10 protein-coding genes are annotated in these 11814 nt (G+C 45.2%); 5 read left to right on the top strand and 5 right to left on the bottom strand.

Going from position 1 to position 11814, the window contains the following annotated elements:
• The first annotated feature begins 14 nt into the window (after positions 1 to 14).
• Together H4K34_RS13045 and H4K34_RS13040 are read left to right on the top strand one after the other, a co-directional pair.
• On the top strand, positions 15 to 647 hold the full coding sequence (locus H4K34_RS13045; protein WP_210757826.1) for a Crp/Fnr family transcriptional regulator: 633 nt from the start codon (positions 15 to 17) through the stop codon (positions 645 to 647).
• Positions 648 to 710: 63 nt separating this feature from the next.
• On the top strand, positions 711 to 911 hold the full coding sequence (locus H4K34_RS13040) for a YgaP family membrane protein (RefSeq protein ID WP_210757825.1): 201 nt from the start codon (positions 711 to 713) through the stop codon (positions 909 to 911).
• Between the two features lie 36 nt (positions 912 to 947).
• On the opposite strand, the gene H4K34_RS13035 is transcribed toward H4K34_RS13040, so the two are convergent.
• The 4 genes from H4K34_RS13035 to recG form a co-directional block, all read right to left on the bottom strand.
• Positions 948 to 2306 carry an exopolysaccharide biosynthesis polyprenyl glycosylphosphotransferase gene (locus H4K34_RS13035; protein ID WP_210757824.1) on the bottom strand — a complete coding sequence of 453 codons (1359 nt, stop codon included), beginning with the start codon at positions 2304 to 2306 and terminating at the stop codon, positions 948 to 950.
• A 2-nt stretch (positions 2307 to 2308) separates the two neighbouring features.
• Entirely contained in the window at positions 2309 to 4621 is a 2313-nt protein-coding gene (locus H4K34_RS13030; protein ID WP_210757823.1) for a M1 family metallopeptidase, read from the bottom strand.
• Positions 4622 to 4650: 29 nt separating this feature from the next.
• Positions 4651 to 5196 carry a hypothetical protein gene (locus H4K34_RS13025; RefSeq protein WP_210757822.1) on the bottom strand — a complete coding sequence of 182 codons (546 nt, stop codon included), beginning with the start codon at positions 5194 to 5196 and terminating at the stop codon, positions 4651 to 4653.
• A 65-nt stretch (positions 5197 to 5261) separates the two neighbouring features.
• A complete protein-coding gene (recG, locus tag H4K34_RS13020; RefSeq protein ID WP_210757821.1) occupies positions 5262 to 7364 on the bottom strand; it encodes an ATP-dependent DNA helicase RecG in 2103 nt (700 codons plus the stop codon).
• Positions 7365 to 7453: 89 nt separating this feature from the next.
• Here recG and H4K34_RS13015 point away from each other — a divergent pair, with 89 nt between their 5' ends.
• The 3 genes from H4K34_RS13015 (at position 7454) to H4K34_RS13005 (ending at position 11496) form a co-directional block, all read left to right on the top strand.
• On the top strand, positions 7454 to 9499 hold the full coding sequence (locus H4K34_RS13015) for a T9SS type A sorting domain-containing protein (protein WP_210757820.1): 2046 nt from the start codon (positions 7454 to 7456) through the stop codon (positions 9497 to 9499).
• Positions 9500 to 9571: 72 nt separating this feature from the next.
• On the top strand, positions 9572 to 10369 hold the full coding sequence (locus H4K34_RS13010; RefSeq protein ID WP_210757819.1) for an ABC transporter permease: 798 nt from the start codon (positions 9572 to 9574) through the stop codon (positions 10367 to 10369).
• Positions 10366 to 11496 (top strand): ABC transporter ATP-binding protein, encoded by a 1131-nt coding sequence (locus H4K34_RS13005; RefSeq protein WP_210757818.1) that lies wholly within the window; start codon positions 10366 to 10368, stop codon positions 11494 to 11496. Before H4K34_RS13010 ends, H4K34_RS13005 begins: the two co-directional genes overlap by 4 nt.
• On the opposite strand, the gene H4K34_RS13000 is transcribed toward H4K34_RS13005, so the two are convergent.
• A complete protein-coding gene (locus H4K34_RS13000; protein WP_210757817.1) occupies positions 11493 to 11786 on the bottom strand; it encodes a hypothetical protein in 294 nt (97 codons plus the stop codon). The two genes, H4K34_RS13005 and H4K34_RS13000, sit on opposite strands and share 4 nt — an antisense overlap.
• Between the last annotated feature and the right edge of the window lie 28 nt (positions 11787 to 11814).

The following is an 11814-nucleotide window of genomic DNA, read 5'->3' as shown; positions in this document are numbered from 1 at the left end:
GCAAATCCATGCCCATGCATTTACGCGAGCAACTCAAACAAAGCTTAGCGGGTCTTAGCCCTCAATTAATAGATGAAATTAGTCATGAAGGAACCTATGCCTCCTACCCTGCCGGCACCGAATTACTGCGGGAAGGCCAATATGTAAAGGTCATCCCACTGGTAATAAAGGGCAGCATTAAGGTAATGGCCGACTTCGATGAAAAGGAGCTCCTCCTCTATTATATCCGTGCGGCCCAAAGCTGTGCTCTTTCTTTCTCCGCAGTTTTGGAGAATTCACCCAGCCAGATAAAAGCCTATACCACCGAAGAATGTGATGTATTGCTCCTGCCGGGAGATGCCGTAAAACGCTGGACCAAAGAATACGAGGACTTTAATAAGCTCTTTTTCAATCAATACCAATTGCGCTATTCGGAGTTATTAGAGACCATTCAATCCCTGCTTTTTGGCCGTATGGATCAACGATTAATGCAATACCTCAGCGATCATGCCCGAGCCCATCAAGGTCAGCCCATAAAAATGTCGCATCGCGAAATTGCCCGTGATTTGGGCAGTGCCCGTGAGGTTATTAGTCGCGTAATTAAGAAGCTCGAAAACGAAGGAAAAGTAGAACAGCGCAAAGAAGGCATTATAGTTTTGGAGCAGTAACTGCGGTTACTGCACAGACTTGACGAAGGTTCTAGTTTAGCTCTACAATCCAAATGAAATGTTATGAAAAAGAACATGAGCAACGCCGACCGTCTTATCCGCGTAATCATCGCCGCCGTAGTAGCCTACTTGTATTTTAGTGGTATTATTGGCTCCACCCTGGGCATCGTATTAATGGTATTGGCAGGTATTTTCGTCCTAACTAGCATCATTAGCTTTTGCCCGCTTTACCGCCTTTTCGGAATAAGTACTTGCAAAGTTTAAATATGGAAAAGCCAGATTCTTTAGGGTCTGGCTTTTTTAATTGGTTTTAGACCAGCTTGCCAAAGTTCGTAAGATGATACTCAGATCGAGCAGCAGGCTCCAATTCTCCAAATAATACACATCAGCGCGTACCCTTGCTTCCATGGAGGGTAAATCGTGCTCCCCCTTATAACCCTGCACCTGCGCCAAACCGGTTAATCCAGGTTTCACCAAATGCCTGAGCATATAGCGATCTACCAAATTGCGGTATTCTTCGGTATGGGCAATCATATGCGGCCTGGGTCCCACCATCGACATCTCTCCTCCTAAAACCTGAAAAAGCTGGGGCAATTCATCCAAATGCCAACGCCGAATAAATCGTCCGAAAGAAGTGATGCGGGGGTCTTCGGCTTTCGCCTGATGCGTATCCGATTGGGCATTCAAGGCCATACTTCGGAACTTGTAAATCACGAATTCCTCCCCACGATAACCACTGCGTTTCTGCTTAAAGAAAATGGGACCGGGTCCCGATAATTTCACCCCAATCGCTAGAATTGGAAATAAAAGGGGCAGGCAAATCAAAATTAAGAGCAAAGAAAAGAGGATATCAAAACTGCGCTTCAACCAGCGGTTATGCCATTGCTGTAAGGGCTCGGGCCGGAAGCTTAATACCGGCAGATGATCGTAAAAATCAATGCGCATGCTCTTCATGGGAGGCATACCTAAATCAGGCAGGGCTCGGAAATTCATTACATGCTGATCCGCCAAACGGTACAATTTCCCAAACGCAGCATGACCAGGATTTAAGGCTACAAATAATTCTTCACCGGGAGATTGCTCCAGATAGGATTCCAGATCTTCCAGGCTATCCGATTTATCGATGCGAAAGCTGCGAGATACCGCTATTCCTAATTCCGGATTGCGCCCCACCAATTGAATGAAATCATCAAAAGCCCGTCCCTCTCCTACCAAGACTACGGTGCGTAAAGGCCGTGATCGACGTCGAAAGGAGCGTAAAAATCGAAGGTAAAAGAAATGCCAGGGTAAAATAGTGAGAGCCACACCGCTGTAGAAATACACGAAGAACAAACGGCTGTACTGCTCACTTCGCTGCAAGGCCACTAATAATAGGAGCACCACAAAAAGGTGACTCACAAATACATTAAAGGTCTTGGATACCGATTGCCGAGGCTCGGGCTTTAAGGCCAAATCATAGGTTCGGAAAATCAAGCTCAATACCAACCACAGCAAATTAAGGATCAACCAGAGCTGTAGGTAATAGTCGTAATAGGGAGTATCGAAAAAAGGCAAATCCCGAAAGCGCTGCCAAGCCGCTCCGAAAAATGCAGCATTGAGGAGGGCAAAGTCTCCTAATAAAACCAGAAACTGGCTAAGTCGATTGTGATTGGCAGGCATAGCTATTCCTTCTCAAAAGTACGCTCTGCCTTTTGCTTTTGAAAATCATCCCAATCGCGCCTGGCCTTGCGGTAAGCCTTTTTAAACTGAGCAGCTTCCTTGCTTTGTAAATCAAGGAGTTTCTCACGTCCCATTTTACTAAGTTTCCAGTTTTTGTTTTGGAAGGCTTCAAACAATCGCTGCCAATACAAATCGGCATCAATCGGTAGATAAGACAAAAAGCTCAAGGCATTCATGCGGGTATTAAAATCGAAGGATGGTCCGGCAAAATCCAACATTTTGGCTAAGGCCTCTTGATCCCGAAAAAAGGCAAATCGATAAAAAAGAGTTTGCAAATAAAGATCGTGTCCTACTATTCCTGGTTGCTCCGCCCAATGTGCATCATTGAGCCATTTCATATTCGCCAAATTATCGGGATCAATACTGGCTTGTAAGGCTGAAGACCTCAATTCATAGGAGCCACCATACTGACGTAAATCCGCTAAGATCTGAGCATCAATGTCCATTTTCTCTTTCAAAACCACAGTCATAATCGCCTTTTGCAATTGTACATCCTTTGTGCTGCGGAGCAGGCTTTCTACCAAGGCCTTTTCTTGATTTCTGTCTTTTGAAATTCGAACAAAGGCTCGTATCGCTTCGGCGCGAAGCCAATGAAAATTCTGCTTATTCTCCGCTACTGACTTGATGAAATCTAAATCCTCCTCCCATTGCGGCCACTCGCGCATATAGCGACAGCGGGCGGCCAAGTCATCATTCGCCTCAAAAGCGATCCGATAGTATTCTGAGGTCATGCTTTCATCATCCAGCGTCAGAAGTAAATCATCCACCTTCGCCAGATAGTAGGCGGTACAAGAGTCTGGAATAAGGACCATCGAGCGCCCTTTGGGTATTTGATGTTTTTGAAAACGCCATTTACCATTCACCAAAAATGCGAACTCCAATTCCTGAGGCATGGCTTCACTTAAATCAGTTACCAAAGCCTCTTTAATAGGACTGTGCCTGATGCGTAAACTTGGTTCCTTCTTTCCATAAAGCCACAGATCAAAAAAAGCTCGGATATCTTTATCACTGTGCTTTTCAAATAGCGCAATCAAATCTTCATTGTGCACTACCTGATGAGTATAACGATGTAAATAATCGTCAATCACCACGCGGTATACCGAGTCGCCTACATAGTTCCTAAGCATGTGCAATAACCAGCCACCCTTTTGGTAAAAACGTTCCACTCCCGCCTTGGGATGTGCCAAGGGAAGGCTATCACGAGCAGCGGCCCCCTCAATTAATTCTCGAGCCTTAAACAATTCCCAATCATAATGATTGGAACCATAAAGCTCTTCCTCACTTAACCACTGATAATAAGTCGCAAAACCCTCATGCAGCCAATGATGCTCGGACCCTGCCGCAGTCACCAAATTCCCAAACCATTGATGCGCAAACTCATGGGCGTCTACATAGGTATAATTACGATCATTAAAGGCAATGGAATCCACCAAAAAGAAATCTCCAAAAATGGTAGCACAGGTATTCTCCATAGCCCCATGACGGAAGTCCATTACTGGCGCTTGCTTATAATTGCGCCAGGGATATTCATAATTAATTTCCCCCTCCAGAAAAGAAGCTATATGTTGATGTCGATAGTAGTACCAGGCACTATCTGCGATTCGATCGGGATAATGATATAAGATATGAGGTGTCCCCTTTATCATTTGAGCACTGGCAACATAGTTTCCTAAAGCCATGGCGATTAGATAGGAACTCATGGGCTTATCCATACTGTAATACCAGTGGCTCTCGCCTTCCTTGGTCACCATGGAATCCAGTTGACCATTGCTCATTATCTGATAATCGGAATTAAAAATCCACTCAGCCGAAAAAAGAATTTTATCAGTTTGATCATCATGATGAGGAATCCAATGTCGATGATCAATGCCCTGACCCTGCGTCCAGATTTGTCGGCGGGCCCGGCGGGTCTCATCTTGCCAGCCAATAAAGTAGATTCCTTTATTGGGCTTAGCTTCATACTCAATTCGCAATTGAAGCTCTCCCCTTTCAGCTTCCTTTATAGGAATGAAAAGAGCCGTATCATTCTGCTCAAAATCCCAATCCTCACCATCTAATTGCAAGGATTTAATCTCCATGCGAATGGCATTGAGCACCAATTGATCTACATCCTCGCCTACTGCCACTTGATGGTAAACGGTTCCTAAAACCTTTTCATCAATAGTGTCGAAGCGCGCCACCAAATGCAGGCTTTTAAAATCCTGAGCTTTCAGGCCAGATACGAACACAAAAAAAAGACCGATGCTTAGAAACATCGGTCTGTATATAGAGCACTTATTTAAGGTCATTTCTTTCGGGTAAGATTGATCTCGCGAGCCGATCCTTCGGCCTTCATCTCGCGAAGATACAACTCCAGTTCTGTTTGCGACATTCCACTGAGGTCGCGCTTACCACTGGAAGGATTTACGATATACACCTTAAAATATTGGTCAACATCAGGAGGAGTAGATTGTAAGTCGGAATCTTTACAGATAAAACCTACATAGCCAACACCGTAATACAAACTAAACTCGCGGGTATAACCATCGAAGTTAATGGTGTTTGGCAGTGTATAAGTAGTTCCTCCATCAATCTGATAACCAATCACCAATCCATTATCGAAGGTGTATTGATCAATTTCTGGGGCATTGAATTCCTGATAATATTGATAGTCGATTTCACCAGGATTATTAAAGGGCAACCAGTTCTCAAAAAGAGCGGTGGCATCAATAATACGATAACTCAATCCGGGTCCGGGAGGGCCTTGTGGACCTACTGGTCCGGGCACATTGCTTTCATAAGAACAAGAGGCTATGCTGAGGCCCAAGAGGAGTACAATTAGCTTTTTCATTGTGATGGTTTTTGCGTTCCATCAACAACATAAAAATATCATGCCAAAAAATGGGTAGCTTGCTTTTAGGCGATACGCCCCCAGTCGATTTTACCGGATTTTCGCTTGGCAAATTCCTCCAATATACTCTGATGCTCAGCTGCTTTTAAAGAAGGATCCGCATTGAATAAATCTTGTAAGGCCCGGCGCGATAAATCCATAATTGGAGTATCCTGCCTAAGGTCGGCTAGTTTAAGATTGAGCATGCCACTTTGCTGGGTTCCGGTTAAATCTCCCGGTCCACGTAATTTGAGGTCCACATCGGCAATTTCAAAACCATCCTGGGTACGCACCATGGTCTTCATTCGAACTTGAGCATCCCGACTTAATTTCGGACCAGTCATTAATATGCAATAGCTCTTTTCAGCGCCACGCCCTACCCTGCCGCGTAACTGATGCAATTGACTCAATCCAAAGCGCTCGGCGGATTCAATTACCATCACTGAGGCATTAGGTACATTCACCCCTACTTCAATTACCGTGGTCGCCACCATAATTTGAGTTTTACCCGAAGCGAAGCGCTGCATTTCAAAATCCTTATCCTCAGGCTTCATCTTTCCATGCACCACACTAACCTGATACTTGGGTCGAGGGAAAGCACGGCAGATACTTTCATAACCATCCATCAGGTCTTTATAATCCATTTTCTCCGACTCTTCAATCAGCGGATACACGATGTATACCTGACGACCCTTTTCTATCTCCGTCTCCAAAAAGCCAAAGAGCTTATTGCGATCCTTATCAAAAGCATGACTGGTAGTAATGGGCTTTCTACCTGGTGGCAATTCATCAATCACCGAAAGGTCCAAATTGCCATAAATACTCATGGCCAGGGTTCGTGGGATGGGAGTGGCCGTCATTACCAAAATATGAGGCGGTAATTTATTCTTCTTCCAGAGCTTGGCCCGCTGTGCAACGCCAAAACGATGTTGCTCATCCACTACCGCCAGGCCCAGGTTTTTATACTTCACCTTATCTTCCAATAAGGCATGGGTGCCAATTAAAATGTGAAGTTCCCCCGATTGCAAATTTTCATGAATTACCTTCCGATCAGCGGTCTTTACCGAGCCAGTTAGTAAGGCTACTTGCAAAGGAGAATCTTCCAATAATTCGCGAATACCTTGATAATGTTGTTGGGCTAAAATTTCGGTAGGCGCCATTAAGCAGGCCTGAAAACCATTGTCTATGGCAATTAACATCGCCATTAAGGCCACCATGGTTTTCCCGGATCCCACATCCCCTTGAAGGAGACGATTCATATGCTTACCATAGCGCATATCCTGTCGAATTTCCTTGAGCACCCTTTTTTGGGCTCCCGTTAATTCGAAGGGTAAAACCTTTTCGTAAAAATGATTGAAGTGTGCGCCGACTTCCGCGAAAGCGAAACTTTGAAATTCCCGGTGATGCTGACGCTTTTGGGCGGCCATCTCCATCTGAAAAAAGAAAAGCTCCTCAAATTTCAAGCGTAAGCGTGCGGCCTCCGCTTTATCAATACTACTAGGAAAATGAATTTGCATTAATGCTTCTTCCCGCGTCATTAAGGCATAACGATCCCGAAAATGAGCCGGGAAGAAATCCGGTAAAACCCCTTTTAACTGAGGCAAAAGCACCTTGGTTAATTTGGCTAAACCCCTATTATTCAATCCTTTTTGATTAAGCTTTTCTGTACTTGGATATAAGGGTTGCAATCCCCGCAAAGGGCTACGTTTAAAATCCGCCTCCAGGTCCAGTTCAGGATGTGGGAAACTCAAGCTGCCATTAAAAAAGTTCGGCTTTCCATAAAGCACATAGTCTTGATGCAATTTCAAGGATTTCTGAATCCACTGTACCCCCTTAAACCAAACCAATTCCACCTCTCCGGTGTCATCTTGGAAAGTAGCTTTTAAACGGCTGCCGCGACCTTTTGGTCCTTGCACCTCCATATTGGTAATGCGGCCTTTAATCTGTACCTCAGCTGCAGTGCCCCCTAACTCATTGATCTTATAAAAACGACTGCGATCTACATAGCGATAAGGATACAATTGCAATAAATCGGCATAGCGAAAAATCTGTAGCTCCTTCTTCAGTAAATCGGCTTTGGCCGGCCCTACTCCTTTCAGGTATTCTATGGCAGTGCTCAGGATGGACATAAAACAAATATAGAACGAGCACTCATTGCCCAGCCGATGTATACGGTCAATTTTTTAACTTGAGCGGTTTAATTCCCTATGCCCTTCGTATGAAGAAAACTTTACTTCTCTGCCTTCTCAGTTTGAGTGTAATGGGTCAAAGCCTGCAATTAGCTTGGTTCACCCAAAACGATCAGGTTAATATTATCGACAGCCAGATGGATCCCTTTGGGAATATTATTGTGGCTGGCACCTTTTCTGGCGTGGTTGATTTCGATCATGGCCCACATGCCCGAATCGACACCGCCGTAGGCCTTTACGATATGTTCGTTGCCAAATACGATGCTTATGGGAATTTAAAATGGGTTCACTCTCTTGGCAATAATAATCCCGAAAAAATCACTGCCATTACTACGGATATTAATGGCAACGTATATGCTGTAGGGGAATTTACGCGCACCCTGGATTTTGACCCGGGCCCTGGAATTACGAACCTTACCGCGGCTGGATATGTAGATGTTTTCCTTTGGGTTTTAAAGGCCAATGGTGATTTAATGTACGCCAAGGTTTTTGGCGATCGCTCTTATGAAAGCCCAAATGATATTGATGTGAATAGTAATGGCGACATTGTTATAGGCGGTTTCTTTTGGGGTAATGCCGATTTGGATCCCAGTGTGGGTGGCTATGCTCCTGTCTTTTCAAAAGGCAGAGCCGATGTCTTCATTATGCGATTACATCCCGGTGGCAACATCTGGTGGGCCCGCTCCGTAGGCTCTACTCTTGAAGATCAGGCATTAAATGTGAAGATTGCAGATAATGGAGATGTCTATGCCCAAGGCTTTTTCAGTGGTTCCGTAGATTTTGATCCCGATACTACCGCTGGCAAAGAGTACTGGCTTAGTCCTACTTCCGGGAGTGGCTTTTTCCTGAAACTTAATCCATTTGGTCTTTTCGTCTCGGCCTTCAACAGTCCGATTGTACCGCAGAAAATGGAAATGCAGAATAGCGAAACCCTATACTTTTCGGGGTATTTCACAGGCACCAAAGACTTTGACCCTGATACTTCCACAGTTTTAAGTTTAAGCGCCGTCGGTAATCAAAATCCCTTGTTCCTCTGGAAACTCGACACCAGCTGGTCGGTCGACTGGGCTCGAATGTGGGGTGATGCTGAAATCGGCAAAAACAGCCTTTTCCTGAATCGAGATGGTTCAGGTGGAGCGATTGTATCCGGACCATTTATGGGTAGCATCGACCTGGATCCCAGCTTGGGAGCCAATATGAAAACCTCCAATGGACTTCAAGATATTTTTATCGCGAAAGTGGATTCCGCAGGAAATTACCTTTATGGAGAATCTTGGGGAAGCAGTCAATTTGATTACCCGGCAATGGCGATGGTAAACAGCAGAGGTGAAGTTTATGTTGCCGGTAGATTCGACATCCAAATGGATTTTGACCCCGACCCAACTATTGTGGATAATGGTAACAGCCCAGGTATGGAGTCCTTTATGCTTAAGCTCACCTATTGCCAGGAAGGCTATGGCTATGATACCGTTCAGGCTTGTAATTCCTACACTTGGATTAATAGCTTTACCTATCGCGACAGTCGCAGTGGCGATCGCTATATTATCCCCAGCTCATCCGGCTGCGATTCCTTGGTCTACCTCACGGTATACATGAACTTTATAGATTCTACTGCAAGCCTAATTAACGACACCACCTTTAGAGCCAATCAATTTGGGGCCAATTACCAATGGTTGATTTGCGATAGTAGCTTCACCCCAATTCCAGGTGCCACAGGACGTGAGTTCTATCCCGATAGCAGCGGACAATACGCAGTGATTGTAGATAATGGCAATTGCATCGACACCAGTGCCTGCTTGCAATATTGGAAACCCATTGGCTTGGAAGAGGAGCAAGATTTCAAGCAAATTAGCGCCTACCCCAACCCGTCGAATGGCATTGTGCATTTGAATGCCTCTTATGAGCTGCATGGCACTCAAATTCTCCTTAGCGATTTACAAGGCCGCATCTTGTTTAGAGATCAGATTGAAGGCTCGGAGGACTATGAATTCCAATTGCCAGAACAGGCCGGTATTTACCTCTTGCATTTAAATCGCGAGGGAGAACGAACAACTTTAAGGCTGATCCGGAACTAGAAGCCCCGAGGCCGCTATATTTGTGACATCGCAAAGGATAGCTACATATTAATTAGGGCGGGCCGCCAAAATTTGGCCAGCCAATGGAAAGAGCTGATGCAATACCGCAGTTTGGGTATCAGCTTGGCACGTCGCGATTTTAAGGTACGCTATGCCCAAACCATGCTGGGCACACTTTGGGCCTTAATTCAGCCATTGCTTTCGCTGGCTGTGCTCTTTTTGGTTTTTCAAAGGGCTTTGCAGGCCGATACCCAGGGTATTCCCTTTTTAAGCTACACCCTTAGTGGCTTGATCTTTTGGGGCTTTTTCAATTACAATTTGAGTCAGGGAGCCGCCTCCCTCATTCAGGCTCGCAGTATGCTGCAGAAAATCTATTTCCCGCGCATACTCTTGGTGCTTTCCAAAAGTCTGGTGGCCTCCATAGATCTCATCTTCGTGCTTATACTGTTTGTTTTTGTGGCTTTCGCCGATGCGCATTTCACGCTGTTAAGTATGGGCAGTTTTGTGGCGGCCCTTTTCATGAGCTTCTTCGCTTCCCAGGGCCTAGCCCTATGGTTTGCCGCGCTGAGCTTACGATTCCGCGACCTCCAACAGATCATTCCCTTCTTTGCCCAAATGCTGTTTTTCCTCAGCCCCATTGCTTATAGCCCCGAATTATGGCAGTCCGCCCTCCATGAAAAATTTCAAATCTTTCTGTACTTGAACCCCATGATGGGCATCCTGGAAATATGGCGAGCCGGAATATTCGAATTGGGCTTTTCAGCTAATAGTAGCGGTATAGGCTTAAGCATTGTATTCTCATTACTTCTCTTCCTGAGTGGCTGGATATACTTTCAAAAAGTAGAACGAAAAATGGCTGATCTCCTGTGAAAAAGGCCCTCGAAATACAAGGCATTTCCAAGCAATATCGCATTGCCGGCAAGGAGCATTTTTGGGCTCTGGACGATATCCATCTCGACTTGAAGCAAGGTGAAGTATTAGGTTTAATTGGAGCCAATGGCGCTGGTAAATCTACCCTGCTTAAAATCCTCAGTCGTATTACGGCGCCCACCAAAGGACAGATTAAGGTGCATGGAAAAATGGCCTCCCTGCTTGAAGTAGGTACGGGCTTTCACCCTGAACTTAGTGGACGAGAAAACATCTTTCTCAATGGTAGTATTCTGGGCATGAGCAGAGCGGCTATTAAAGCGCGTTTTGATGAAATTGTAGATTTTGCCGGGGTTAGTCGATTTTTGGATATGCCAGTAAAACGCTATAGCAGTGGCATGTTTGTGCGTCTGGCATTTTCGGTAGCGGCTCATTTGGATTCAGATATTTTACTCATCGATGAGGTTTTAGCGGTGGGAGATGCCGACTTCCAAAAGAAGTGCTTGGCTCGCATGGAAGACATTTCCAAAGCCCAGGCTCGCAGCATAGTTTTCGTGAGTCATAATATGGGAGCCATTAATAGCCTCTGTGATCGCGTAGCCTGGATCAATCAAGGTAAACTGCAGGACACCGGAGCCCCCAATGAAATGATTGAGCAATACTTAGGCGGCCTGGAACAGCTAAACGCCGATAGAAATCCCGCGGAACGTAGCGATCGCGAGGGTGATGGACGGGCTCGATTCCAGCAGATTGAAGTTAAAGCCAAAGACGGATCCAAGCTTCTTAAAAATGGCGAGAGCCTCCAACTTGATTTGGCATGGGAAAGTTCCGCGCAAGCCAAGGAGATTCGCTTAGAACTGCACTTATTCAACAGTCGCGGCAATTACCTCAGCAGCTTTCAACATTATTTATCTGGCGATCAGCAAAGGGCGCAATTAAGCATTCCGGAACTGCCCTTAATGGCGGGACGCTTTTTCTTTAACGCTCATATTTATTTGGATGGCATTCGCGCCGATTTCCTGGGTAGAGCTTGTTATTTCGAAGTCCTTAGCGAAGAATGGCAGCAAAATGAAGTGGCGGTGCAAAGGCAAAATCCCGGGGTGGAGATTAAGAGTTCCTGGCAGTCTTAAGCCTTATACCAGATCAGGTAATAGTAGAGCCCAAAAATATCCACGATAAAAACCATCAGTACTCCAGCTTTAAAGAACTGTGTTTCCACTTTCTTAAAATCCAAATCCAGGCTCCATAAACGATGGTAAATCCACTCATAAATTAATCCCAGATTATAAACCCAATTCATCAGCACAAAGCCGGTCATGAAAAGGAAAAAAGGGAATTGAAAATCAGAAAGTGGAATTTGCTCAAATGCCAAACGAGCAAGCACCAAAAGACAGGCTAATCCCAAATTAATAGCATTCAAAAGGCCTAGCTTAAAAATCCAGCGCAGA

The organism is Croceimicrobium hydrocarbonivorans (assembly GCF_014524565.1).
Lineage (GTDB): Bacteria > Bacteroidota > Bacteroidia > Flavobacteriales > Schleiferiaceae > Croceimicrobium > Croceimicrobium hydrocarbonivorans.
The sequence above is the reverse complement of the archived record's forward strand: the minus strand, read 5'-3'. Positions and strand labels throughout refer to the sequence as shown.

What these genes read in the sequence shown, in the direction of transcription:
- H4K34_RS13045 (WP_210757826.1), top strand. Translation starts at nt 15, where the DNA reads ATGCATTTACGCGAGCAACTCAAACAAAGCTTAGCGGGTCTTAGCCCT.
- H4K34_RS13040 (WP_210757825.1), top strand. Translation starts at nt 711, where the DNA reads ATGAAAAAGAACATGAGCAACGCCGACCGTCTTATCCGCGTAATCATC.
- H4K34_RS13035 (WP_210757824.1), bottom strand. Translation starts at nt 2,306, where the DNA reads ATGCCTGCCAATCACAATCGACTTAGCCAGTTTCTGGTTTTATTAGGA.
- H4K34_RS13030 (WP_210757823.1), bottom strand. Translation starts at nt 4,621, where the DNA reads ATGTTTCTAAGCATCGGTCTTTTTTTTGTGTTCGTATCTGGCCTGAAA.
- H4K34_RS13025 (WP_210757822.1), bottom strand. Translation starts at nt 5,196, where the DNA reads ATGAAAAAGCTAATTGTACTCCTCTTGGGCCTCAGCATAGCCTCTTGT.
- recG (WP_210757821.1), bottom strand. Translation starts at nt 7,364, where the DNA reads ATGTCCATCCTGAGCACTGCCATAGAATACCTGAAAGGAGTAGGGCCG.
- H4K34_RS13015 (WP_210757820.1), top strand. Translation starts at nt 7,454, where the DNA reads ATGAAGAAAACTTTACTTCTCTGCCTTCTCAGTTTGAGTGTAATGGGT.